The organism is Streptomyces sp. NPDC048258 (assembly GCF_043201995.1).
Classification (GTDB): Bacteria; Actinomycetota; Actinomycetes; order Streptomycetales; family Streptomycetaceae; genus Streptomyces.
Map to the genome: position 1 here is coordinate 383,263 of NZ_JBICZH010000003.1, position 23,660 is coordinate 406,922.

Here is a 23,660-nt window from a genome sequence, read left to right on the forward strand (position 1 = left end):
CGTCACCGGCTCAGGGCGCTCTGGAGCGCGTCGACGTTGGCGGTCATCCAGCCGATGTAGTCCTGGCCCGCGGGCAGCGTCTCGGTCACGGAGACCACGGGGATGCGGTCGTCCTCGGCGGCCTGCTTGACCCTCTCGGTCTGGGGCCCCGCGGTCTGCTCGTTGTAGACGAGTGCCTCGACCTTCCTGCCGGTGAACAGCGCGAGGGTGTCGCGCAGGGTCCGGGGCGAGACCTCCTCGCCTTCCTCTACGGCCTCGCTGAATGCGGCGGGAGTCCGGTTCACCAGGCCACATGCCTCGGTCAGGTACAGGGGTACCGGCTCGGTGACCGCTACCGGCGTGCCCCCGTGGTCCGCCTTGATCCGGTCCGTCCGGGCCTGGAGGGATGCCAGCTCGTCCTTGAATTCCTTGGCGTTCTCGCGGAACGTGCCCGCGTCGGCGGGTTCGACACGGGCCAGGGCGGCCGAGATCCGGTCCGCGAGTCGGCCCATCGTGGGGAGGTCGTACCAGACGTGCTCGTTCAGCTCCCCGCCCGAGGGGGCCACCTTTCCTGAGACGTCGACGACGTTGATCACGTCAGCGGAGGAGTTGCCCGAGCTGCGGAGCATCCGGTCGATGAAATCGTCGTAGCCGCCGCCGTTCTCGACGACGATCTTCGCCTTGGACAGCTCCAGCTGGGTTCGCGTGCTGGCCTCGTACGAGTGGGGGTCCTGCGCCGGGTCGCTGATGACCGAGACGACATCGACCCTGTCGGCACCGATCCGCTCGACGATGTCCCCGTACACGTTGGTGGAGGCGACCACGGGGATGGCGACCGGCGGGGCCGCTCGCCTCCCGTCGGCCGCGGGGTCGGCGCTGGCACCGGCACCGGCCGGGGTGCACCCGACGAGGGTCAGCGCCAGCGTGACCCCGACGAGCGCGCCCGCACCACGGGCGGAGGAGACGCGCATGGCGTCCTCCCTGCCGGAGGGGAAACCGAAACGGTCATCACTTGCAGTATCTCCCCGGGTGGCCCCGCCCTCCAGTTGGCGATCAGGCGTTCTGCGTCAAAGAGGCGGACAGGAGCCCCTTGGTGATGGGGTGCTGGGGCATCTCGATCAGCTGACGGGCGGGGCCGGCCTCGACTATGCGGCCTGCGTCGAGAACCGCGATCCGGTCCGCGAGGACTGCGGCGGCAGCAAGGTCGTGGGTGATGAAGACCAGGCTGAGGTCGTTGCGTTCCCTGAGCAGGGCGAGGGCGTCGAGGATGGTCGTCCGGGTGGCCGTGTCGAGGCCGGAGGTGATCTCGTCGCAGATGAGGACCTGTGGCTCGGCCAGCAGGGCCCGTGCCAGCGCCGCTCGCTGGAGTTCGCCGCCTGAGAGCTCTCCGGGGCGGCGCCTGGCGAGGCTCTCGCTGAGGCCGAACTCACCGAGGGTGCTCAGGGCAGTACGCCGTGCGTCCGTCGGTCCGGCGCCGCGGAGCCGTACCGCGCTGCGGGCCACCTGGTCGAGGACCGGCCGGTACTCGCCGAAGGCGGCTTTCGCGTCCTGGAACACGTACTGCACCGCCGCCAGCTCGGCGCGACTACGGGAACGCAGGCTGCGCGGCAGCGGCATCCGGTCGAGCAGGACCGTACCGTCGTACGTGCGATGCAGGCCGGCCAGGCAGCGTCCGAGGGTGGTCTTGCCGCTGCCTGAACGGCCGACCAGCGCCAGGCACTCCCCTGCCGCGAGTGAGACTCCGATGTCGCTGAGCACCCCGGTTGCTCCCCGCGTGGTGCGGTGCCGTGCGGTCAGATTCCGCGTCTCCAGACGCATCGGGCCGCGCGGGCCTGGCGCTCGCGAAGCGCTGGGCTGCTCCGGTACGAGTCCTTCCAGGACTGACGACGCGGGTCCCCGCTCCACGACGCGCCCGTCCCGCATCACCACGACCTCGTCGGCCAGTTCCCGTACGACGTCCAGGTCGTGGCTGAGCAGGACGACGGCGATGCCCTGGGCGGCGACGGCGGCCAGCTCCGCCACCATGCCCTGCTTGGTGAGGACGTCCTGACCGGTGGTGGGTTCGTCGGCGACGATGACCCGCGCACCGAGCAGCAAGGCCTGCGCCAGGACGACCCGCTGCTGCTGTCCGCCGGAGAGCTGGTGGGGGAAGCGCCGCAGCACAGCCGCGGGATCCGAAATCTGGGCGAGGCGCAGGGCCTCTTCGGTGCGGCGGATGCGCTCGCGCCGGTCGCCTCCCTGGCGGGCGGCGATGTCGGCGAGGAGCGCTCCCACCCGGCGGGCGGGGTTGAGGACGGATGCCGGGTGCTGCGGTATGTATCCGACCGGGCCGGCGGGTGTGTGGACCTCCCCGTCGACGACGGCGCCGGCCGGGTACTCGCCGAGCAGGGCGAGCCCCGTGGTGGTCTTGCCGCTGCCGGACGGGCCGATGACGGCGGTGATCCTCCCCGCATGGGCGGAGAGGCTCACGCCGTCCACGATCGCCCGTCCGCCGATCTCGACGCGCAGGTCCCGTACGTGTGCGACGACGGTCATCGCGGCGCTCCCTTCCGGGGGGTGTGCCGTTGGAGGGCGGCGTCGAACAAGAGGTTGGTGCCCATCGACAGGGCCGCGATGAGCAAGGCCGGCACGACCACGGCCCAGGGCTGGAGGAAAAGGCCGGTGCGGTTGCGGTCGACCATCACTGCCCAGTCGGCAGCGTCCGGCTGGACTCCCACGCCGAGGAAGGCAGCGGTCGCGACGAGGTAGAGGGCTCCGGTGAGCCGGATCCCGGCGTCGGCGGCGAGGGTGCGGCGCATGGAGCGGGCCACGTACCCGACGGCCGTGCGCCACCAGGATTCGCCCTGCATGCGCAGCGCTTCCACGGCCGGCCGGGAGGAGATCTCGACGGCCGCCGCGTGCACGACGCGGGCTGCGTCGGGTACGGCTGCCAGGCCGACCAGGACGGTCAGTCCGGCGGGTCCCGGGGTGAGGGTGGCCGCGACGAGCAGCACCAGCAGGAGCGAGGGGACCGCGATGACCACGTCCAGGGGTCGCATCAGTGCTTCTTCCAGCCAGGCGCGGCGGGTGAGGGCTGCGGTGAGGCCCAGCGGGATGGCGATGAGATAGGCGAGCGCGGTGGCGGCGAGCGCGACGAGTACCACGGAGCGGCCACCGAGGAGTACCTGCTGCCATACGTCGCGCCCGCTGAAGTCGGTGCCGAGCCAGTGACCTTCGGGGGAGGCGAAGGAAACCGATCGCGGACCTGCCGGACCTGCCACGAGGGGTCCCACCAGGGCGAGCAGGACAGGGAGGCCGATCAGCCCGAGGGCGAGGAGGGACCTCGATGGTTTCTGCTTCATGCCGCCACCTCGGATCGGGGTGCGAAGCGTCGGGCGGCCAGGTCGGCGGCGAGGTTGACCGCGACGGTGACGGTGCCGAAGACGACGGCCATGCCCTGGACGACGGGGAGGTCACGGGCGGCCACGGCTTCGATGAGTACGGTGCCGAGGCCTGGGATCACGAAGAGTGCCTCCACGACGATCACTCCGCTCAGGAGCCAGTCGCAGGTACGGGCCAGTTGCTGGATGGCGGGGGCGAGCGCGTTGGGCAGGGCGTGCGTCCAGGTGACTCGGGCGCCGGAAACTCCGTAGCGGCGGGCCTGGGCGACGTACGGGGAGGCCGTCGCTTCGATCATCCCGGCGCGCACGAGGCGGCTGATGGTGCACACGGGCCGCGACAGCAGGACGACGACGGGCAGGATCAGGACGGCGGGCTCGGTGAACACGTCGGCGCCGACGGCGGTGGGCGGCAGCCAACCCAGCCACAGTCCGAAGAGCGTGGCGAGCAGGACCCCGACGGCGAACTCCGGTACGGCGTGCACGGCGAGGGTCAGGGCGCTGACGGTCCGGTCCAGCGGGCCGCCCTCGCGGCGGGCCGCCAGGACCCCGAGCCCAACCGAGAGGGGGACGAGCAGGGCGAGGGTCGCGGCGGCCAGCAGCAGCGTGGGGCCGAGTCCGGCGGCCAGGTAACCGGTGACGGGCCGTCCGGTGACCAGGGAGGTGCCGAGGTCGCCGTGCAGGAGGCCGACGACCCAGTCGGCGAAGCGTTCGGCGGCGGGCCGGTCCAGGCCCATCGTCTCGCGGATGCGGGCGATGCGGGCCGGATCGGGCTGGTCCCCGGCGAGGGCGACCGCCGCGTCACCGGGCAGCGCCTCGGTGAGGGCGAAGATGAACAGGACGACGGCCGCCGTCTGCCCCAGTCCGAGAAGCAGGCGGCGGCCGATCCATGGCAGGTGGAGGGTCACGCGAGCCAGATCTTGTCGAAGCGGGCCCAGTCGAGGGTGTTGGCGGGTGCCGTCTTCGACACTCCGCGTACCTTGGGTGCGGTGGCGATGATCCAGTCGGCGAAGCCCCAGATCAGGAAGCCGCCCTCGTCGTACAGCCGGCGCTGCATCCGCTCGTAGAGGGCGCCGCGCTGTGTGACGTCGCGGGTGGACTGGGCCTGCTGGTACAGGTCGTCGAAGTCCTTGTGCTGCCACTTGGTGGCGTTGGTGGTGGAGCCGGTCAGCAGGCGCTGCGAGATGTGGGACTCGATGGGCATGGCGCCCGAGCGGTAGGAGGCGAAGGCGCCGTTGTTCAGGATGTCCTTCCAGTAGGTGTCCTTGTTACCGACCTTGATCTCGACGGTGACTCCGGCCTTGGCGGCCTGCTCCTTGAAGATGCCGGCGGCCTCGACGAAGCCGGTGGCGGCGGGGGCGGTGTCGAGGGTGACCTTGAGCCCCTCGGCCCCGGCCCCCTTGAGGAGGGCACGGGCCTTGTCGAGGTCCTGGGTGCGCTGCGGAAGGCTGGCGGGGTAGTACTGGTAGCCCTTGCCGAACAGGTCGTTGCCGATCTCGCCCGCGCCGGAGAGGGCCCCGTCGACGAGTTCCTTGCGGTCAGCGATGAGGAAGAAGGCCTGGCGGACCCGGGGGTCGTTGAACGGCGGGCGGTCGGTCTTCATGACGAAGCCCTGCATCGCACTGCCCGGCAGGCGGACGATGTCGATCTTGCCCTTGCCCTCGTGGGCGCGGGCGGTGGCCGGGTTCAGTTCGTGCGCGTACTCGACCTGCCCGCCGAGCAGGGCGCTGACGCGCGCCGATTCCTCGCCGGCGACGACGAATTCGAGCTCTTCCAGGTGCGGGGCGCCCTCCCAGTAGGCGTCGTTGCGCTTGACGACGAGCGAGCTGCCCGGCTTGAAGGAGACGAAGGTGAACGGCCCGGAGCCGATGGGCTTGTCGAAGGCGGTGGCTTCCTTGGGGACGATGTACGCGCCGAAGGCGGCTAGGACGTTGGGGAATTCGGCGTACGGGCGCTTCAGTTTGAACTCGACGGTGCCCGCGTCCACGGCGCGGCTGGCCTCCAGGTCGATGGGCTCCAGCGAGGCCTTCGCGCGGAAGGTGCCCTTCGGGTCGGCGATCCTGCGGTAGCTGTAGAGGACGTCCTCGGCGGTGACGGGCCGGCCGTCGTGGAACGCGGCCTTGCGCAGGGTGATCCGCCAGGTGTCGAGGGCGTCGTTGGGCTCCCAGCGCTCGGCGAGCCTGGGCACAGCTGCGAGATCGGCGCCGAAGTCGGCGAGCTTGTCGAAGAGGGCCTTGGCGCGGGCGGCGTCGACGAACAGGTTGGCGGCGTGCGGGTCGAGGGTCTCGTTGGCGCCGCCACCGGCGAAGGCAGCGCGCAGCTTGCCGCCGGCCTTGGGGGCTCCCTCAGCGGCGTTCTTGGCGTCCGGGGTGGTGGCGCCGCTGCCGCAGGCGGCGGTGAAGGCGAGGGCGGTGGCGCCCGTGGCGATCAGGAAGCCTCTGCGGGCGAGGCTGGAGCGGGCGTCGTTCATGGGGTGGTGTCTCCGTTGCTGGGGTGGGTCATGAGCCGGGCGATGAGGTGGAGGCGGTCGGAACTCGCGGTCCCGTGCGGGGCCTCGCCTTCGCTCCACGGCGGTTCGGTGCGGGGCCCGGGCCCGTCGTGCAGCGCGAGGACCTCGAAGCCGGCGGTGGTGAGGAAGTACCGGAGTTCCTGCGGGAAGAGCAGGCGCCAGGCGGAGCGCTGCTCCTCCTGCGGACAGCCGTCGTCGGCGGTCCAGATTCTCCGGCGGCGCAGGAGTTGCGCGCCGTGATCGATCCACAGGGTGGTGTGGGAGGTGTATGTGGTGCCGCGCCAGGTGAAGGTGTTGGTGCGTGGGCCGTCGAGGAGTTCGGTGTTGCCGAGAAAGAAGGCCCCGTTGCGCATCTCGGCGACGAGCAGCCCGCCGGGGGTGAGGTGGGTGCGGCAGCGGGCGAGGAAGTCGGTGAGGTCCTCGTTGGTGTGGCAGTAGAGGAGGGCGCTGTCCAGGCAGACGATCGCGTCGAACGTCGCATCGCCGAGGTCGAAGTCGCGCATGTCGGCCAGGTGGTACCCAGGGCCGGGGTGGTGGGTGCCCGCGTGGGCCAGCATGGCCTGCGAGGTGTCGATGCCGGTGACCTCGCGCCCGGCCCGGTGGTGCAGCCAGGCGGCGTCCCGGCCAGTGCCGCACCCGACGTCGAGCACGCGAGGGCCGGCCCCGTGGCGGGCCAGTACGTCCTCGGTCCAGCGGGCGGCGAGCCGTTCGGGGTCGGGGAAGCGCTCCTCGTAGAGCTCGGGGTGGTCGGTGAGCAGGTTGCCGCTGGTCGTCGCTGTCATCGAATCTCGCTTCGGGGACGTGCGGGGGCACGAGGGGGCAGGGGATCCAGGGCCCGGTCGGAGGGCAAGGCGCGTCTTCGGTGCAGGTGCGCCACGGCCGCGGCAGAGGTCAGGCCGAGCGCGAGGCAGCAGGCGTACGGCAGCCAGGTCAGGCCGGTGTGGCCGGCGGTGTCCATGGACCAGCCGATGCCCGCGCTGCCGACAGCGGCCGCGAGTCCGGAGACCGCGTAGAAGAGGCCGTAGAACGTGCCGGTCAGGCTCGCGCGCCCGAAGGCCGGTATCAGCTCCATCACGAAGGGCTGGGCGACCATCACACCGATGTGCAGCAGCAAGGCGCCCGCGAGCACCGGCAAAAGGATCAGAGGGTGTGGGCTGGAAGTGCCCGCCACGAGCATCGGGGGCAGGAATCCGAGGCCCATGACGCCCAGACCGGTGGCAATCCAGCGTCCCCTGCTCCCCCGGGCCTTCAGGGCGCGGGTGATGCGCAGCTGGAACAGCAGGTTGGCGACGGTCCCGGCGAGGAACAGCAGGCCGACCGATCCGCCCCAGCCGGAGGCATCGGTCGCCGCACGGGGCAGCAGCAGGTACAGCTGGTTCTCCAAGCCGTACATGCCGACCATGGCGAGGGAGAACGCCAGGAACCGGCGGTTGCCGGCCACCTCGCGCCAGTCGCCGAGCACCCTTGTCTCGGGGGCCGGAACCTTTCGGGCGGGCAGCACCAGCAGCTGGGCCACGGTGAGGATGGCGAACACCCCGGCCGCGGTGACGGCGGCGGCCCGGAAGTCCACGAGCAGTAGCAGGGTGCCGAGCAGCGGGCCGAGCAGGGCCCCGGTGGTGGCGAAGACGTTGAACAGCGCGAAGGCCTCGGCCTTGCGGTCCCCGGCTTCCTGGGCGACGTACGTCCGCACGGCGGGGTTGAACAGGGCTCCTGCCAGCCCGCTGAGTATGGACGCGGCGACCAGCAACGCCAGGTTGTCGCCGAGGGCGAACAAGCCGAATCCCACCGTGCGCAGGGCGCAGCCCGCGATGATCACACCGCGTGCACCGAGCCGGTCGGCGGCCGAGCCGCCGATCAGGAACAGGCCCTGCTGGCTGAGGTTGCGCAGGCCGAGGACCACGCCGACGACGGCGGCCGAGAGCCCCAGGTCGTCGGAGAGGTGGGTGGCGAGGTACGGGATGAGAAGGTAGAAGCCGGTGTTGACGCCGAGCTGGTTGACCAGGAGCAGGCGTACGGCGAGCGGGAAGCCTCGCATCGAGCTGAGGATCTTCACCGTACGGCCGCCATGTGGGTGCGCCGGACGCCGAGTCCGGAGCGTTCGGCGGCCCGTACGGTGCCGTCGGTGCCGCCGATGCCGGTCCAGGGGTCGTCGGCGAGCAGCAGGTGCCCGTCGAGGTCGACCCAGCGGGCCCGGTCGGCGAGGTGCACGGCGGGGGCGATGCCGAGGGAGCTGGCAGTGAGGCAGCCGAGCATCAGGTCGGTGCCGCTGCCGCGCAGGGCCTCGTGGATGCGCAGGGCGGCCCGTACCCCGCCGCACTTGGCGAGCTTGACGTTGACGCCGTGGACCAGGCCGGCGAGCGCCACGGCGTCCTCGTACGAGACGGCGTCCTCGTCGGCGATGACGGGGATGGGGGATTCCTTGGCCACACGGGCGAGCGCGTCGGGGCTGCCCGGCGGGATGGGCTGTTCCGCGGCGGTGACGCCGAGGTCGGCGAAGCGCGGGAGCAGGTCGAGGGCCTGGCGTTCGGTCCATGCTCCGTTGGGGTCGAGGAGCAGGCTCGCCTCGGGGGCGCCGGTGCGTACGGCTTCCACGCGCGCGAGGTCCTCGGCCGGATCGGGCGATCCCGCTTTGACCTTGAGGGCGGTGAAGCCGCTCATGGCGAGCCGGGCTGCCTGTGCGGCGGCCTGTACGGGCGCGGTGATGCCGATCGTACGGGTGGTCTGCGCGGCCGGTGCGGTGGGCGTGCCCAGCAGCTGGTGGGCGGGCCGGCCGGCCCGCTTGCCGACCAGGTCGAGCAGGGCGGCCTCCATCCCGGCGAGCACACCGGCCGGCAGCTCCGACACGCCGGGCAGTGCGTCGGCCATGTGTTCGTCCCACGCGGTCTCGGGGTTGGAAAGGCGTTCCACTGAAGGGCGCGCCGTGGTGAGGTGCCGGACGATGCGAGCGGTGGGTAGGCCGAGGTAGTCGCTGCTGACCACCTCGCCCCAGCCGGTCAGGCCGCCGTGTTCGATCGCGATCCAGACCGCGTCGCGGCGGGCCATCACCGAGCGGGAGATACGCAACGGCTCGGCCAGTTCCAGCTCGGTGGTGTGCCAGGCGAGTCTCATGCGACACCTCCCCGCGTCGGTGCGGGCAGGTGCGGCCGGGTGGCCGCGCGCGGGTCGACGACGGTGCGGCAGCGGGTCCAGCCGACGGCCTCGGTCGCGTGCGGGTGTGCGATCTCCAGGGGGCGCAGGGCGAGTTCGGCCCGGTCGAGGCCGTGCGCGTGGCAGAAGTCGTCGTCGTAGACGGTGCCGAGGTAGCGGTGCGGCCCGTCGGGGAAGACCGTCGCGACGACCGCGCCCGCTTCCACCCGGGCGGCCCAGGCGGAGACGAGGGCGACGGCTCCGGTGCTCCAGCCGCCGCTGACGAAGCTGGTACGGGCGAGCCTGCGGCAGGCGTCGACCGCTTCGGCGGGGCCGACCCAGTGGACCTCGTCGAAGGCGTGGTGGGCGACGTTGCGCGGGTGGATGCTGCTGCCGAGCCCGCGCATGAGGCGGGGGCGGGCGGGCTGGCCGAAGATGGCGGAGCCGACGGAGTCGACGCCGATCACCTTCAGGTGGGGCCAGCGGCGGCGCAGCGGGCCGATGAGCCCGGCGCTGTGGCCGCCGGTGCCGACGCTGCACACCAGGACGTCCAGGTGGTCGAGCTGTCCGCAGAGTTCTGCGGCCATGGAAAGGTAGCCGGCCGCGTTGTCGGGGTTGTTGTACTGGTCGGGCCAGTAGGCATCCGGGATCCGGGCCAGGACCTCGCGCAGCCGGGCGATCCGGGCCGCCTGCCAGCCGCCTTCCGGGGCGGGTCGCTCCACCAGCTCCAGGTGCGCGCCGTACGCGCGGAGCAACTGCCGCATCAACGGTTCGAGTTCGGCGTCGCCGACAAGGACGACCGGGTGGCCGAGGGCCTGTCCGGCGAAGGCGAGACCGACCCCCAGGGTTCCTGAGGTGGATTCGACCACGGTGGCGCCCGGGCGGAGTTCGCCGCGCTGTCGAGCACCGCTCAGCATAGACACGGCGGACCGCGCCTTCATCCCACCAGCGCCGAGGCATTCGAGCTTGGCCCAGAAGCCCGGGTGGGCGTAGGGAAGTTCCGTACGGATCCGCGCGAGCGGAGTACGGCCGACCAGCTTGAGCAGCTCCGGACTGGTGCTGTGGGCCAGCGGGCGATCCAGCGGGGGTGCGATGGTCACCGGACGCCTCCGTAACGGTGGATGACTCCCGGGCCGCCGTCGAGCCAGAAGAAGGGGTAGGGCTCGGCGGACACGGCGCTGACCCCGGCACCCAGGAAGCGCGGGAGGACCGCGCTGCCGGTCTGGGCGAACATGACCAGGGGCTTGCCGGTGCCCGCGGCATGGTCGAGCAGCGGCTGGAAGGTGCCGTTCCCCAGGGTCATGCCCGAGGCCAGGACGGCGTCGCAGTGCTCCAGCTCCGCGAGGGCATCGGCCCGTACGGGCTCGCCCCACTCGGTGGTGCCGCCCTTGAGGTCGCAGGGCACGTAACCGGCGCCACGCTCGCGCAGCTGTTCCAGCAGGGAGTTCACCACGCCAATGACGAGGACTCGGCGGACCCCGGTCGCGGGCAGCAGATCGACCACAGCCCGAGCACGGGCTCTGGACCGGTGCAGGGAGCTGCCGGCCGGCAGGGCGTAGGGGCGGGCGCCGTGGTCGGGAGTGTGGGGGCGCACATGGCTCAGATACGCGTCGAGCGCGGCGACCCGCACGGGAAGCATCGGATGGCCGAGGAGTTCGGCCACCGAGGCGCCGACACAGTCGTCCAGTGCCGCCGCCGGCAGGGCGCCCGGCTCCACGGCGCAGGATCCAACGGCCGCTTCCAGGCGCAGGCTGAGCACCTCGTTGCGGTAGCCGCTGCTGCGGCCGGCGTGGCGTACCGCCTGGGCGGTGGTGAAGGCGAGCGCGATGCGTTCCTGGGCCGGGTCGGGACCGTACGCTCCGATGCGAACTGCTTCGGTGAGCTGGTCGAGCGTGCGTACGGCGGGCTCGTGCAGGGTGGGTGTGGTCATGCGGGCACCACCGATGGCGGCTCGTAACAGGGATGCAGGTGCGCGAGGAGCCGCTCGGCGGTTTCCCTTGCCCCACTGCCCAGGGTGTCGGCCGTCATGATGTGGCCGAGGTATTCGTTGTTGCTCGTCGCGGCCATTACGGCACGACCCGACTCTGCAAGGGTGAGCTCCAGGACCCCGGGTTGCGCCCGGACTTCGTCAGCGCCCTCGATGCCGGTGAGGGTGCCGGTGGTGTCGGGAAGCAGGAAGGCGATCGCAGCGCTGTGCACACCGGTCGCGCGCGGCGTGAGATCGGGCGTACGTCCGAGGGCGACGTCCACGCAGGCGGCGGCCAGGTCGACGCCCGTCACGTGGCGGACCAGCTCGGTGATCCGGTTACCGGCTGGGCGGGGGTTGACCTCGACCACCTTGGGGCCCTCGGGCGTCAGCTTGATCTCGGTGTGGCACACGACGTGGTCCAGGCCGAGGGCTTTGATCGCAGCCACAGCCGTGTCGACCGCTTGCCGCTCCGACTCCGGTGCGATGCCCGCCGGGAACATGTGACCGGTCTCGATGAAGGCTGGCGCCCCGCCGATGCTCTTGTCCGTGACACCGACCACGCCCGTGACACCGCCGAAGGACACGGTCTCGACACTGACTTCGGGACCGGTGAGGAGCTCCTCCAAGAGGACGACGGGCATCCGGTCCTGCCCGCGTGCGTTGACCGGGAACTCGGCCAGCGCCCGGCAGGCCGCATCCAATTCGCGCTCGTCACGTACCTCGCGGACCAGCATTCCGGCGCACAGGTCCACGGGCTTGACCACCAGCGGATAGCCGATCCCCCGGGCGGCGGCCGCGGCCTGCGCCGTGTCCGCGCACAGCGCGAAACGGGGTCCAGGCACGTCGGCCTCGGCCAGCACCAGGCGGGTCAGGTCCTTGCGGCAGGCAGCCTCGACGGCTTCGGCGGCCGGGCCGGGCAGGCCCAGCCGCTCGGCGGTCCGGGCCACGGCCGGCAGGTAGTAGTCGCAGGAGGAGACAACCCCGTCGAAGGCGAGCACCGCGTGGAGGCGTTCCAGGTGGGGCAGCAGGACCTCCATGTCGTTGGTGTCCGCGGTGATGATGTTGCGCGCCGCCAGCAGCGGATGCGGGCCGTCGGAACCGGCGCCGCGCAGGTAGTGGTGCAGGTCCCGGGTGACGAAGGTGAACTCGTGCCCGCCTTCACGAATCGCCCTGGGCAGCAGCCTGCTCATCGACCCCACCCAGCTCTCGACAACCAGCAGATGTGCCAAGGGACTTCCTCTCAAAATGCCGTCACGACCGGTGGGCATATTCACGAGACGGACCGCCTGACGGGAGGCGTCCGCATCGAACGAGGAGGAAGCTACCTGAAATCATTTTCATTTCCAATAGGACGGATTTCCGGTAGCCTGCCGCTCACGAGACCGGAGCGACGGAAGCGAGTCACCGAGCCATGAGGGACCTGACGCAGAGGCAGGAGATCGGGCCGTACGTGGTTCGGCACGCCGGGCCCGGGGACGCACCCGGCGCGCGGAGCGTCATGCTCGACACGTTCTACCGGGAGTTCGACTACGGGTACGTACCTCAGTGGCACGACGACGTCGTCGACATCGACAGCACCTACCTCAAGCACCCACGCCACACCCTCGTCGTGGCGGTTCTGGGTTCAGAGGTGGTCGGCACCACCGCACTCAACTCCCGGGGTCCCACACACCCCCCGCACCCCCGCTGGCTCACCGAGCGCTACCCCTCGGGGCGCACGGCGCAGCTCCTGCGGGTGTACGTACGCCCGGACCACCGCAGGCACGGACTCGCCCATGCCATGGTCAGGACGGCCTGCGAGTTCGCCGCAGGCGTCCCCGGATACGACGCCATCTACCTGCACACGAACGTCGACATCCCCGGCGCGGAAGCCTTCTGGCGTAGCATGGCCGACGAAGTCTGCGACGCCCGCACGACCGGGGAGCACGGCGGCTACGGGACGGTTCACTTCGAGATCCCGATTCCTGTGGCGGCCACCGCCGGCCGACTCGGCAGCTAGGGCGAAGGAGCCGGGCACCGCCCCAGTGCTCGAAGAACTGCCCATGCCACGTGCAGACCCTCGGGCAGGTGACACCCCATCGGAACGACCGTCAAATGGGCATCGGCGCTACTTGATCACCTGCGCCAGGAGTAGCCATACTCTTCCGGGCCACGCGGACTCCAGCGCTTCAGGTACGGCTTCAGCTCCTCGGGATCGGGATCGCCGGTCGCCGGTATCCCGGGCAGTTCCCGCAGTGAGTCCAGGGATCTTACGTAGGCACGGGCCCACTCCAGCCACTGCCGCGTGGAGACTACCTGCGGGGCTGCCGAACCGTCTGACGCGGCCAGACGGTGCTCCATGGCGTCGCAGTACTGGCTCAGTGCCCTCGCCTGATGCCAGTCCTTCGCCTGCTCACTCAGGACAGTGGCGAGCTGGGCCTGGATCGCCTGCTCCCGCGCCGAGTCCATCGCCGCCTGCCACCGGACCTTCCGGCCCTCCTTGGCCCGCTCCTCGTCGATCCGGCGTTGAGCGTCTTCCCGCGAACGGACTTCCACCTCGCGCAGGACCGCGCCCAGGATGTCCTCCAGCCTCCACCGCTTTCGGTCGGCCCACTTGCCCTGGCGGCCCGACCGACCGTGCGGGAGCTCGACCATCAAACTCTGCGCCCGCTCCGGGTCCTCGGACAGCGGAAATTCCTGTTTGATGGTCACCGTGTACGCGAAGTCGCCGACGACCAAGTCTAGCTCGCCCTCGCGCCGGGGGGGGCCGAGAAGGGATGTACGTGCCGCCGTACCCATGGGCCCGGCTGCGGTAGTTCTCATCCACCGGGTGCTCGCGTATCGCGTAGCCACGTTTCACCGCTTCCGCGCACAGGCCCTGGAGCAGGCGCAGAGCCCTACTCCGAAGAGTCGCGGACACGGCGAGCTCTGGGATGACCACCCGCCGCTCGGCCACGAGCCGTTCGATCAGCTCCGCCGCCTTGGCGTGCCGCGCCCCGGCCACAGCCCGCTCTGAGTACGGCACAGACGCCTGCTCGGCTCCCTCCTGGGACGCGGCGGCATACCGTGGGTCCTCAGGATGGTGACCATGCTCCAGATAGAACTGCCCGGCCCCGGTGACCTCGGCCCGCACCGCCCCGCCACGGCGCACGACGGTCAGCAGCCCTCGGTCTCGCAGCGCATACGCGGAAAGCCGCTCAGCCGACACCGAGCCCAGCTCCTCGCTGGCATCCAGCCTCCGCAGGAGCGCTAGTTGGCGGTCGTTCAACGGGGACCAGCGGTACATGCGCCCACCTCGCGATCTCAGCCGGCAGTCACCTCCGCTCTACCGGGCATCGGCGAACCTCGGTCCGAGGACCAGCGAAACGATCCCAACTCGACTCGCCTCGGCTAGCCGACGTCGCTACACCGTGTGACCGACAGGGGCCCCGCGCATCGAGCTGGCGAAGTCGGCATTCAGCGCTGCAGCACACGGTAAGCCGCCTCCCCAACCGGACACGCGGCCCGGCCGGGGAGACGACCCTCACTGGCTGACGCTATGCCAGGTAACCCTGACACTCCATCAGGAAATGCCTCCGATGAGCGTCAAACGTGCGTCACGTGCGTCAGATCTGCGTCAAGATATCGCCCGTAACCCACACCGCACATAGCGCACACTGGCCTAAACCGCAGGTCAGAGGCCCTTTGCGGTCGGTTCAAGGATCGCGACGCACTCGACATGATGGGTCATCGGGAACAAGTGGAGGCATCCGGCGCATGGGGGCTCCGTCGTAGCTGACGCCCAGTGCCACCCAGTGACGCTCGTGGGGTCCAACATGAGGTGACAATGACGCGCAGTTCCCCCTCGCCGGGGAGGGTGTCGATGCGGTACGGCTGCCGGCCTGTGTTGCTGGAGTCCGCGCCACCCGCAGGTGGCGTGGTCCGGAAGCAGCGTCGTGGCGCTGGACGGCATCTCACGCGCAGGCCACCTGAGGCCCGGCTGAGCGCAGAAGACGCTTGCCTCGAGGCGAGCCGCGCCCGACCCGCCGGTTGTCAGGGTGAAGAGGTCGGCGTCGTCGCATACCCGCCGGCGGGCTGGCGCTTGGGCCGATCCGGTGCGTGTCGGCTACCGGTTCCCCGGGAGCCGAGCCGTCAGGAGGAGCTCGGCGGTCGCGCGGGCGGTCAGGGCGCTGTCCGGGGTGCGGTCGAGGTGCGCGGCGGTGACGGCCCCGTCGCAGAGCTGTACAAGGGCTGCGACGAGTCCGCTGTCCGTGTCAGCGCCGAGCGGCGCCAAGAGGCGTGTGAAAAGGGCGGGCAGTCAGGCACGGTCATCGGCGATGGCCACCCGGATTCCCTCGTGGAGGGGGTACTCCGCCGGGGCGTTGGTGAAGGGGCAGCTGCGGAAGCCGGGCTCCTTCACCCGACTATGCGGCCGATGCACGGTTCTGACCGCTGGTCCGTGATGCCTACGTCATCCGCGGGATGGTGCCAGCAGCGCGAGCGTGCCAGGTACCGCTGCTCTGCGGCGTCAGAGCGTGCTGAGATGCTGGCGTCACCGAGTTCGGATGGTGGGAGTAGTACATGGGAACGTGGGGGACCGGTCCGTTCGACAGCGATATGGCCGCAGATTTCGTCGACGGGCTTGCGGGGATGGCGACTGGGCAGGTCATCGAGGCAATGACGAGGGCCTTCCAGAGGGTGGTGGACTCCGGCTCGCGCGTGGACGGCGGGGATGGGGCCGAAGCCATTGCTGCTGCTGCCCTCATCGCGTGCCAGATTCCGGGCAGCCAGGTAGTGATCGATCCTGATGACGGTCCGGCTGAGCCGTTGCCCGTCTTGCCGATCTCGCTCCGGCCTGAGGCCGGCAGGGCGCTTCGTCGTGTTCTGGAGGACGGCTCAGAGATGGCCGAGGGCTGGGTCGATGGCACTGATGCGGAGGAGTGGCGAGCGATGGTCCAGACGATCACTCGCGCACTGGACGTAGCCCCCTGACGACAGGCGCTCGAAGGACCGGACTGCAGGATCGTTCCTCCAGGGGATGACGTCGTCATGGAGACGGAATCGCTTCGAGACGTCCTTTTCCCGGGTCTGAACGTCGTAGTTCGCCAGGTCACGGTCGCGGATGGCAACGTGATGGTCGACGCGGCGTGCTGCGGACCGCCGGGGCCATGTCCCCTGCGTCAGCATCCCGCGGCACGCGTGCACAGCCGCTACTGGCGTCATATCGCCGGGCTGCCTGCCAGCGGCCGGCAGATGGTCGTCCGTCTCCGGGTGCGTCGGTTCTTCTGTGACCAGAGCCAGTGCCGGCGCCGGACATACGTGGAACAGGTGGCCGGCCTGACCGAGCCGAGACGGCGTACGTCGACGGCGGCCCGGTCGGCGATGAGATCGATTGCTGTTGAGCTCGGTGGCCGCCCTGGCCAACGTCTGTGCGAGAAGCTTCGGATCCACGGCCGGCGGACGGCGCTCTTGGGGCAGTTGACCGCTCAGCCCGTGCCGACCCGGGCCCCGCGGATACTTGGAATCGACGAGTTCGCGTTCCGTAAAGGCCGGACTTACGGAACCGTCCTCGTCGACGTCGAGTCCTCCCGGCCGGTGGATGTGCTGCCGGACCGAGAGACCAGCACGGTCGCCACATGGCTCCAAGAGCACCCCGGCGCCGAGATCATCTGCCGGGACCGCCTGATGGCATTCACCAAGGCCATCAGACAGGCCGCCCCGGACGCCCTGGAGGTGGCAGATCGCTGGCACCTCCTCCAGAACCTCTCCACGGCGGTGGAGAAGACCTGCCGCCGACACCGGGACTGCCTCCGGCGGCCAGCCGGACCAGAGGCCAGCCCACCGTTGGCCACACCAGAAACTCCGCTCCTGAACCGGATCCGACAACGCCACGCGGAGGTCAACGAGCTCGCCGCCACCGGCATGTCGCTTAACGCCATCGGCCGCCGCCTACAACTCGACCGCAAGACGGTCCGGCGCTACCGGAACAAGGACCTGGCAGGGCTTCTCGCCTCGGCTCAGGACCGAGGGCACGGTGTCCTGGAGCCGTTCATGGAGCACGTGCAGCACCGGTTCCATGCTGGCTGCACCAGCTCCATGCAGCTCTACCGCGAGGTGCTCGCCCTCGGCTACACCGGCGGGTACCACGTCGTGCACCGCTACGTAGTGACCATCCGGCAAGGCATCGCGGTCCCTGCCCGGTCGGCGACTCCCCGCCCTCGCGACATCACCTCATGGATCATGCGTCCCCAGGAGTCACTCAACACCGCCGACGCTGCCCAGCTCGACGCCGTGCGGAGTGCCTGCCCGGAGATCGCTCTGGCCTGCGACCTCGCGCGGGAGTTCACCGACATGCTCCGCCAACGCTGCGGCCACCTGCTGCGGGACTGGATCCAGAAGGCCGAGCTGGGCGGCCCTGATGCCATCGGCATCTTCGCCGACTCCATCCGGCAAGACCTCCACGCCGTTACCGCCGGCCTCACCCTGCCCTACAGCTCCGGCATCGTCGAAGGCCACGTCAACAGGATCAAAACGATCAAGCGGCAGATGTACGGCAGGGCCTCATTCGCCCTACTCAGAGCCCGAATCCTCCTGCAGGCGTAGCCATCACGGAAGCGCGGTCAGAACCCGATGCACGGCGGAATATAGCTGGAAATCCCCGGTTTCCGAAACCGGGGATCGTGTAGATGATCGAAACTCCACCGCCGCTTCCCTGCACTCGAGTCGAAAGGTACCTGTCGTCCGATGGCACAGCTTCGATCCCATAATCCCTAGCGCCGCCCTGCTTTGGGAGCGCCACTGCGCCCAAGAGTCGTTCCGGAAGCCAACCATCGCCCCACAGCCCGAACGGGATGCCACGCGCCTACCACCTCGGGCGGAATCGTTTCGGGCTGGGCGCATTGATCACTCAGTGAGCCGCGGCCCCTCGAGAGCAAACCCGATGCCTCGGATGGACCCTCAGCCAGCCGCACCCGCCAGCGGAGTTGTTCTCCGTGTGCGAATCCGGCGGTCTTTCGCTGGACTTTTCAAACGTTCCCCCTATGGTCGTCGTCCCACCATTCCTCCACCCAGGGGAGCGTGACCGACCTGTCTCTTGCACCGACTCGCCCGATCGGCGTTCTGCGCCATCGCAAGGACCCCATGTCATCCCAAGAATCCGTGAAGAGCGGACGAAACGTTTCCCCCGATCTGGTCACAGGCAAATGGCTAACGACCGATGAACTCGCAGGCATCTTGAACGTCGATCCCTCCACGCTCCGTCGCTGGCGCACTGCCCGCCCCCTGCAAGGGCCGCCCTTCGTCCCTGTGTCCGATCGCGTCACCCTCTACAGCGCGATTGACGTCGAACACTGGCTGCGCAGTCGCCGTGTCGATCCCGAACAGGCGGCCTGACATGGCGATAGCGACACCCACCGCCGCTGTCGAAGCCGTTCCGATCGGGGTCCGTCTCACCGCTGATGTCGAGTACCGGCCCAATCGCCCTTCGCCCTACCGGGCACGCGTGCGCTGGTGGGACCCCGAGACCAAGTCCCGCAAGTCCGTCTCCGAGGCCAAGGAGACCGAGGACGAAGCTCAGGAGTGGATCTCGGCCCTGGTCGAGGCCGCCCAGGCCGGCATCAACCCGTCGCTTGCCACCATGCCGCTGGCCGACTACGGCACCGCGAACATGGACCTCGCACTTCGAGGGCTGGAACTCAAGACGCTCGACCCCTATATGGCCGGTTGGCGTCTGCGCGTAGTGCCCTCCCTCGGGCACCTGCCGGTTCGGATGATCACAAACGGTGCCGTGGACCGCACCGTCTACCGGTGGATCGCAGACGAGCTCAGCCGCTCCACCGTGAAGAACACCATCGCCGTCCTCGTGCGGGTCATGGAGCAGGCCGTTCGCGACGGGCTCATCAAAGTCAACCCCGCCCGGGTCAGCGGCTGGCAGCGCCAGTACCAGCAGGTCGAGGACGAATTGAACGACCCGCGTGCGCTCGCTCTGCCCGACTGGGAGACCCTCCAGGCCCTCGCCAAGGCTCTGGTCGCTCGCTCATACGGCCAATACCAGGGCTGGGGCGACGTGGTCACGTTCGCCGCATCCACAGCAGCCCGCATCGGCGAAGTCTCCGGAGTCCGCGTCAAGGACATCGACACCGACAACTGGATCTGGACCGTACGACGACAGACCACCCCCGCCCAAGGCGGTCTCGTCGACAAGGCCACCAAGGGAAAGCGCGCCCGCAAGGTACCCCTCATCGAAGAAGTACGGCCGATGGTTGCCCAGCGGCTGCTGGCCGTCGGCAATGACCCCGATGCCCGGATCTTCTTCGGACCGCGTGGCGGTCGCATCTCCACTGCGGTCCTGCGCGACGCCACCCACTGGGACGACGTTGTCACGGAACTCGGCTTCGAGCACCTTCGACGGCACGACCTGCGCCACACCGGACTGACCTGGTTCGCCGACGCCGGCGTGCCACTCCACGTCCTACGCAAGATCGCCGGACACGGCTCGCTGACCACCACTCAGCGCTACCTGCACCCCGACGCCGGCCAGATCACCGCAGCTGGTGCCGCGCTGTCTGCGCACCTCATGGTGCTCCGTGCACCTCGTTCGCTGCCACTCACGGCCGTCACCGCAATCTGACCCGCACTGACGCCCTGGTCCCCAACTGGTCCCCAAAAACGATCAAGGGGCCGTTTTGGATTGCTCCAAAACGGCCCCTGACCTGCGACTCTTTCGAGTCGGGACGACAGGATTTGAACCTGCGACCCCTTGACCCCCAGTCAAGTGCGCTACCAAGCTGCGCCACGTCCCGATGCGCGCTGACCTGGGGTTTCCCCTGGTTGAACGCGCAGGAGAACGATACCGCACTTCGCGGGGTGGTCGCGCGCACCTTTCGTTCCCCGGTTCGGGGCGGGCGGCTTCTTGACCTCGACCGCACTTGAGGTTGCACGATCCATGCATGACACAGGCAATCGCGGACACGGATTTCCGTTACAAGGATCTGGGCCGGCTCATCGGCCTCATGACCGGGGCCGAGAAGCACGGGCCCGCCGCCACCTCCACGCTCGACGTGCTGTGGGTGCTCTACGACCGGGTGCTCCGGGTGGCGCCCGGGACCGCCGAGGACGCCGCGCGGGACCGGTTCCTGCTGTCCAAGGGGCACGGGCCGATGGCGTACTACGCCGTCCTCGCCGCCAAGGGGTTCTTCCCGGTCGAGTGGCTGCCCGGCTTCGGCTCGTACGACTCGCCGCTCGGGCACCACCCGGACCGCACCCTCGTTCCCGGCGTGGAGATCGGCAGCGGGTCCCTCGGGCACGGACTGCCGCTCGCCGTGGGCAGCGCGCTCGGGCTGCGCGCCCAGGGGCTGGACGAGCCGGCGGTGTGGGTGCTGATCGGGGATGCCGAGCTGGACGAGGGCAGCAACCACGAGGCGCTCGCCTACGCGGGCTCCGCCGGGCTGGATCGGCTGCACACGGTGGTGATCGACAACGACTCCGCGACGCACGGCTGGCCCGGCGGAATCGCGGCCCGCTTCGAGGCGGCCGGCTGGTCCGCGGCCACCGTGGACGGGCGGGATCACGCCGCGCTGCACGCCGCGTTCACCGAGTCGCATCCCGGTCGGCCGCATGTCGTGGTCGCCCGTGTCGAGAAGAAGTTCTGAGGGCGGGGAGAGTCATGGACACCATGCGGGAACGCTTCATCTCGGTCACGTCGGACCTCCTCGACGAGGACCCCCGGCTGGCCCTGGTGCTCGCCGAGATCACCATGGACGGCTTCCGGCCCGCCCAGCAGCGGCACCCGGACCGGGTGATCAACGTCGGGATCAGGGAGCAGCTGCTCGTCGGCGTCGGCGGCGGCCTGGCCCTCACCGGCCTGCGGCCGGTCGTCCACACCTTCGCCAGCTTCCTCGTGGAGCGGCCGTTCGAGCAGGTCAAGCTGGACTTCGGGCACCAGGGGACGGGCGGCGTGCTCGTCAGCGCGAGCGCCAGCTACGACTGGCCGGCCGGCGGCTTCACCCACATGGCGCCGGGCGACGTGGCCCTGCTCGACACCCTCGACGGCTGGACCGTGCACGTCCCGGGCCACCCGGACGAGGCGGAGGCGCTGCTGCGCCACGCGTACGCCGCCGGAGACGACAAGGTGTACGTCCGGCTCTCCCAGCAGTCGAACGCCGCCCCGCGTCCGGTGGAGGGCCTGCGCTTCCAGACCGTACGGGAGGGGCGGGCGGGCGTGGTGGTCGCCGTCGGCCCGCTGCTGGACAACGTCCTGGCGGCGACCGAGGGCCTGGACCTGACGGTGCTGTACGCACCCACCGTGCGCCCCTTCGACGACGCCGCCCTGCGCGGAGCGGCCCTGCGCGGGACGACCGGCCGCGCCGCGGCCGACGTGGTCCTCGTCGAGCCCTACCTCGCGGGCACGTCCACGGCAGCGGCGAACGACGCCCTGGCCGACACCCCCCACCGGGTGCTGGGTCTGGGCGTGGCACGGGCCGAACTACGGCGCTACGGCACCATCGACGAGCACACGGCGGCGCACGGCCTGGACCCGCGGTCCCTGCGGGAGCGCATCACGGGATTCCGGACGCCGACGCCGAACTGAACACCGCCGTCCACCCGCCCCGCCCGCGGCGGCGGCACGGTCTCCCCGTGCCGCCGCGCGCGTTCAGCCCGCGCCGCCCTCGGACAGCTCCGGATGGGCCGCCGCCACCCGCTTCGGGGCGGCCTGGAGCCAGGAGTCGATCAGGATCGAGCGCAGTTCGCCCTCGTCCTCGACCGCCTCAAGGCGGACCCGCAGCCAGGCGTAGTTGTCGTCGTGGCCCTCGCGCACGAAGAACTTCCCCGGCTCCGCCGCGATCAGCTCGGCCCGGTCCTCCTTGGGGCATTTCACCCCTATCGAGGTGTCGTCGTCGCCCAGCGCGGCGAAGATCTTCCCGCCCACCCGGAAGGTCGGCATGCCCCAGGCCAGCTTCTCGCTGCTGTCCGGCAGCGACAGCGCGATCGTACGGACGTCCTGCGCGGTGGTGCCCATCCCGCGACTCCTCTCCGGCCACCGGTGAACCCTCGTCCACGACCGTAGACCCCACCACTGACATCGGCCGCCCTGCACCGCCGTACGCCGGCTTGCACCGCCCCACAACGCCCCACACCGGCGTGAGCCGCCCAAGGCCGCCTCAAGCTGTCCGCCGCCGGTCCTCCCGGGCGTGCACCAGCTCCACCAGCTCCGCCGCCAGCGCCTTCGCGGTGGCGAGCCCCTCCGTCCCCCACCGGCGCGGTACCACGTCCACCGCGCACACCGTCCCCAGCACGATCCCGCGCCGGTCCGTCAGCGGCGCGCCCACGTACGCACGCACCCCGCTCTCGTCCACCACCGCGTTGCCCGCGAAGCGCGCGAAGTCCCGTACGTCCTCCAGCACCAGCGCCCGCCTCCGTACCACCACATGCGGGCAGTAGCCGTGGTCACGGGCCAGTACCCGCGCCGGATAGCCGCTCGTCGGCGCCTCGGGCGTGTGGTGCAGCCCGGCGAAGAACTGCCGTTCCTCGCCGATGAAGTTGACCCCGGCGTAGGGCGCGGCGAGCGCGCCCGCGACGCGCCGCGCGAAGGCGTCCAGTTCGGCGTCCACCCGCTCGCCCAGGCCCAGTTCCCGCAGCCGGACGACGCGCGCGGGCGCGTCCCGGTCCACGGGCGTGAGCAGCAGGTGTCCGGTCGATTCGTAGTACGTCATGGCGGTTCCCCCGACTCCGAAGACGAAGAGCTGACTGGCGTAGAGCTGACTGGCGTAGAACTGACTGTGGACATGCACAGGAGATGGCGGACGAGGGCGGCCAGCGTCCCCGTTCCGGAACTGGTCAGGCGCGCGTCGCACCGTACGACGGGCACCTCGGGCCCGAGCCCCACCGCTTCGCGCACCTCGTCGGGCCCGTAGCGGTGGCCGCCGTCGAACTCGTTGACGGCGACGACGAATCCGATCCCGCGCCGCTCGAAGAAGTCCACGGCGGGGAAGCAGTCGGCGAGGCGGCGGGTGTCGGCGAGCACCACCGCCCCGAGCGCGCCCGCGCACAACTCCTCCCACAGGAACCAGAAGCGGTGCTGCCCGGGCGTGCCGAAGAGGTAGAGCACGTGGCGCTGGTCGAGCGTGATCCGGCCGAAGTCCAGCGCGACGGTGGTCGTGGTCTTGGCTTCGACCCCGTACAGCGGGTCGGCGGTCTGGCTGAGGTCGCTCAGCAGCTCCTCCGTGCTCAGCGGCTCGATCTCGCTCACCGCGCGCACGAAGGTCGTCTTGCCCGCCCCGAACCCGCCCGCGACCAGGATCTTCAGCGTCGTGGGCGGGGAGCCGGGGACGGGCGCGTCACAGCCGTTTGTGGAGACCATCGAGCACCGCCCGGAGCAGGGACTGGTCATCGGCGGCGAACGAGCGGCCGCCCGGGAACCGCGGCGCCTGCGCCATGACGGCCCCGTGTTCCATCAGATCGGACAGCAGCACCTTCACCACCACGGCGGGCAGCCGCAGTTGGCCGGCCACCTCGGCGACCGTGACCGCCGCGGCTCCCGCGCACAGCCGCAGGGCGAGGGTGTGCTCCGCCCCCAGCGGGACGCGCGGCCGCACCCCGGTCGCTGTCACCAGCGAGAGCAGGTCGAGTGCGACGCCCGGCCGGGTCCGCCCGCCGCTGGCGGTGTACGGGCGCATCACCCGGCCCGCCGAGTCGTCGAGCCAGGGTGTGTCACGCGTGATCCCCGCTGCCCCCCTCGCGCGGC

The 23,660-nt window shown here is 70.4% G+C and carries 25 protein-coding genes and 1 tRNA gene; 8 read left to right on the forward strand and 18 right to left on the reverse strand.

What is annotated here, in order from left to right; translation table 11 throughout:
- Positions 1-2: 2 nt before the first annotated feature.
- The 11 genes from ACGFYQ_RS09245 to ACGFYQ_RS09295 all read right to left on the reverse strand — a co-directional run bounded on the left by ACGFYQ_RS09245 (position 3) and on the right by ACGFYQ_RS09295 (position 12,189).
- Complete coding sequence (locus ACGFYQ_RS09245; RefSeq protein ID WP_393741591.1) at positions 3-950, reverse strand: metal ABC transporter solute-binding protein, Zn/Mn family; 948 nt, start codon at positions 948-950, stop codon at positions 3-5.
- Positions 951-1,032: 82 nt separating this feature from the next.
- The gene (locus ACGFYQ_RS09250) at positions 1,033-2,514 is read right to left on the reverse strand and encodes an ABC transporter ATP-binding protein (RefSeq protein ID WP_393741593.1); all 1,482 of its coding nucleotides are present in this window, start codon (positions 2,512-2,514) and stop codon (positions 1,033-1,035) included.
- The gene (locus ACGFYQ_RS09255; protein ID WP_393741595.1) at positions 2,511-3,320 is read right to left on the reverse strand and encodes an ABC transporter permease; all 810 of its coding nucleotides are present in this window, start codon (positions 3,318-3,320) and stop codon (positions 2,511-2,513) included. The genes ACGFYQ_RS09250 and ACGFYQ_RS09255 overlap by 4 nt, the downstream gene beginning before the upstream one ends.
- Positions 3,317-4,273, reverse strand: coding sequence for an ABC transporter permease (locus ACGFYQ_RS09260; RefSeq protein WP_393742127.1), 957 nt, complete (start codon positions 4,271-4,273; stop codon positions 3,317-3,319). Before ACGFYQ_RS09260 ends, ACGFYQ_RS09255 begins: the two co-directional genes overlap by 4 nt.
- Positions 4,261-5,826 (reverse strand): ABC transporter substrate-binding protein, encoded by a 1,566-nt coding sequence (locus tag ACGFYQ_RS09265; RefSeq protein ID WP_393741597.1) that lies wholly within the window; start codon positions 5,824-5,826, stop codon positions 4,261-4,263. The genes ACGFYQ_RS09260 and ACGFYQ_RS09265 overlap by 13 nt, the downstream gene beginning before the upstream one ends.
- A complete protein-coding gene (locus ACGFYQ_RS09270; protein WP_393741599.1) occupies positions 5,823-6,647 on the reverse strand; it encodes a class I SAM-dependent DNA methyltransferase in 825 nt (274 codons plus the stop codon). Before ACGFYQ_RS09270 ends, ACGFYQ_RS09265 begins: the two co-directional genes overlap by 4 nt.
- Positions 6,644-7,918 carry an MFS transporter gene (locus ACGFYQ_RS09275; RefSeq protein WP_393741601.1) on the reverse strand — a complete coding sequence of 425 codons (1,275 nt, stop codon included), beginning with the start codon at positions 7,916-7,918 and terminating at the stop codon, positions 6,644-6,646. Before ACGFYQ_RS09275 ends, ACGFYQ_RS09270 begins: the two co-directional genes overlap by 4 nt.
- Complete coding sequence (locus ACGFYQ_RS09280) at positions 7,915-8,973, reverse strand: dipeptide epimerase (protein ID WP_393741603.1); 1,059 nt, start codon at positions 8,971-8,973, stop codon at positions 7,915-7,917. The genes ACGFYQ_RS09275 and ACGFYQ_RS09280 overlap by 4 nt, the downstream gene beginning before the upstream one ends.
- Positions 8,970-10,091 (reverse strand): PLP-dependent cysteine synthase family protein, encoded by a 1,122-nt coding sequence (locus ACGFYQ_RS09285; RefSeq protein WP_393741605.1) that lies wholly within the window; start codon positions 10,089-10,091, stop codon positions 8,970-8,972. The genes ACGFYQ_RS09280 and ACGFYQ_RS09285 overlap by 4 nt, the downstream gene beginning before the upstream one ends.
- Entirely contained in the window at positions 10,088-10,921 is an 834-nt protein-coding gene (locus ACGFYQ_RS09290; protein ID WP_393741607.1) for a Rossmann-like domain-containing protein, read from the reverse strand. The genes ACGFYQ_RS09285 and ACGFYQ_RS09290 overlap by 4 nt, the downstream gene beginning before the upstream one ends.
- The gene (locus ACGFYQ_RS09295; protein WP_393741610.1) at positions 10,918-12,189 is read right to left on the reverse strand and encodes an ATP-grasp domain-containing protein; all 1,272 of its coding nucleotides are present in this window, start codon (positions 12,187-12,189) and stop codon (positions 10,918-10,920) included. The genes ACGFYQ_RS09290 and ACGFYQ_RS09295 overlap by 4 nt, the downstream gene beginning before the upstream one ends.
- Before the next feature lie 182 nt (positions 12,190-12,371).
- Here ACGFYQ_RS09295 and ACGFYQ_RS09300 point away from each other — a divergent pair, with 182 nt between their 5' ends.
- Positions 12,372-12,959, forward strand: coding sequence for a GNAT family N-acetyltransferase (locus ACGFYQ_RS09300; RefSeq protein ID WP_393741612.1), 588 nt, complete (start codon positions 12,372-12,374; stop codon positions 12,957-12,959).
- A 116-nt stretch (positions 12,960-13,075) separates the two neighbouring features.
- Here ACGFYQ_RS09300 and ACGFYQ_RS09305 read toward each other — a convergent pair whose 3' ends face one another.
- Positions 13,076-13,678: a hypothetical protein gene (locus ACGFYQ_RS09305; RefSeq protein WP_393741614.1), complete on the reverse strand. Its 603-nt coding sequence runs from the start codon at positions 13,676-13,678 to the stop codon at positions 13,076-13,078.
- 349 nt (positions 13,679-14,027) lie between these two features.
- Here ACGFYQ_RS09305 and ACGFYQ_RS09310 point away from each other — a divergent pair, with 349 nt between their 5' ends.
- Entirely contained in the window at positions 14,028-14,192 is a 165-nt protein-coding gene (locus ACGFYQ_RS09310; protein ID WP_393741616.1) for a hypothetical protein, read from the forward strand.
- An 852-nt stretch (positions 14,193-15,044) separates the two neighbouring features.
- Here the strand turns inward: ACGFYQ_RS09310 and ACGFYQ_RS09315 are convergent.
- Positions 15,045-15,212 carry a hypothetical protein gene (locus ACGFYQ_RS09315; RefSeq protein WP_393741618.1) on the reverse strand — a complete coding sequence of 56 codons (168 nt, stop codon included), beginning with the start codon at positions 15,210-15,212 and terminating at the stop codon, positions 15,045-15,047.
- Positions 15,213-15,499: 287 nt separating this feature from the next.
- On the opposite strand from ACGFYQ_RS09315, the gene ACGFYQ_RS09320 reads away from it, so the two are divergent.
- The 4 genes from ACGFYQ_RS09320 (at position 15,500) to ACGFYQ_RS09335 (ending at position 19,547) form a co-directional block, all read left to right on the forward strand.
- A complete protein-coding gene (locus ACGFYQ_RS09320) occupies positions 15,500-15,910 on the forward strand; it encodes a DUF4259 domain-containing protein (RefSeq protein ID WP_393741620.1) in 411 nt (136 codons plus the stop codon).
- A 141-nt stretch (positions 15,911-16,051) separates the two neighbouring features.
- On the forward strand, positions 16,052-17,521 hold the full coding sequence (locus ACGFYQ_RS09325; protein ID WP_393742129.1) for an ISL3 family transposase: 1,470 nt from the start codon (positions 16,052-16,054) through the stop codon (positions 17,519-17,521).
- A gap of 474 nt (positions 17,522-17,995) precedes the next feature.
- Positions 17,996-18,310 carry a helix-turn-helix transcriptional regulator gene (locus ACGFYQ_RS09330; RefSeq protein WP_393741622.1) on the forward strand — a complete coding sequence of 105 codons (315 nt, stop codon included), beginning with the start codon at positions 17,996-17,998 and terminating at the stop codon, positions 18,308-18,310.
- Between the two features lies 1 nt (position 18,311).
- On the forward strand, positions 18,312-19,547 hold the full coding sequence (locus tag ACGFYQ_RS09335) for a tyrosine-type recombinase/integrase (protein ID WP_393741624.1): 1,236 nt from the start codon (positions 18,312-18,314) through the stop codon (positions 19,545-19,547).
- Positions 19,548-19,645: 98 nt separating this feature from the next.
- Here the strand turns inward: ACGFYQ_RS09335 and ACGFYQ_RS09340 are convergent.
- Positions 19,646-19,719: transfer RNA gene (locus ACGFYQ_RS09340), tRNA-Pro, on the reverse strand.
- Between the two features lie 147 nt (positions 19,720-19,866).
- On the opposite strand from ACGFYQ_RS09340, the gene ACGFYQ_RS09345 reads away from it, so the two are divergent.
- Together ACGFYQ_RS09345 and ACGFYQ_RS09350 are read left to right on the forward strand one after the other, a co-directional pair.
- On the forward strand, positions 19,867-20,568 hold the full coding sequence (locus tag ACGFYQ_RS09345; protein ID WP_393741626.1) for a transketolase: 702 nt from the start codon (positions 19,867-19,869) through the stop codon (positions 20,566-20,568).
- A 14-nt stretch (positions 20,569-20,582) separates the two neighbouring features.
- Positions 20,583-21,506 carry a transketolase family protein gene (locus tag ACGFYQ_RS09350; protein ID WP_393741628.1) on the forward strand — a complete coding sequence of 308 codons (924 nt, stop codon included), beginning with the start codon at positions 20,583-20,585 and terminating at the stop codon, positions 21,504-21,506.
- Between the two features lie 63 nt (positions 21,507-21,569).
- Here ACGFYQ_RS09350 and ACGFYQ_RS09355 read toward each other — a convergent pair whose 3' ends face one another.
- From ACGFYQ_RS09355 to ACGFYQ_RS09370, 4 genes are all read right to left on the reverse strand, one after another.
- Positions 21,570-21,935 carry an MmcQ/YjbR family DNA-binding protein gene (locus ACGFYQ_RS09355; RefSeq protein WP_393741630.1) on the reverse strand — a complete coding sequence of 122 codons (366 nt, stop codon included), beginning with the start codon at positions 21,933-21,935 and terminating at the stop codon, positions 21,570-21,572.
- Between the two features lie 142 nt (positions 21,936-22,077).
- A complete protein-coding gene (locus ACGFYQ_RS09360) occupies positions 22,078-22,629 on the reverse strand; it encodes a GAF domain-containing protein (RefSeq protein ID WP_393741632.1) in 552 nt (183 codons plus the stop codon).
- Complete coding sequence (locus tag ACGFYQ_RS09365) at positions 22,626-23,276, reverse strand: ATP/GTP-binding protein (protein WP_393741634.1); 651 nt, start codon at positions 23,274-23,276, stop codon at positions 22,626-22,628. The genes ACGFYQ_RS09360 and ACGFYQ_RS09365 overlap by 4 nt, the downstream gene beginning before the upstream one ends.
- Positions 23,254-23,592, reverse strand: coding sequence for a DUF742 domain-containing protein (locus ACGFYQ_RS09370; protein WP_393741636.1), 339 nt, complete (start codon positions 23,590-23,592; stop codon positions 23,254-23,256). The genes ACGFYQ_RS09365 and ACGFYQ_RS09370 overlap by 23 nt, the downstream gene beginning before the upstream one ends.
- Positions 23,593-23,660 lie beyond the last annotated feature (68 nt).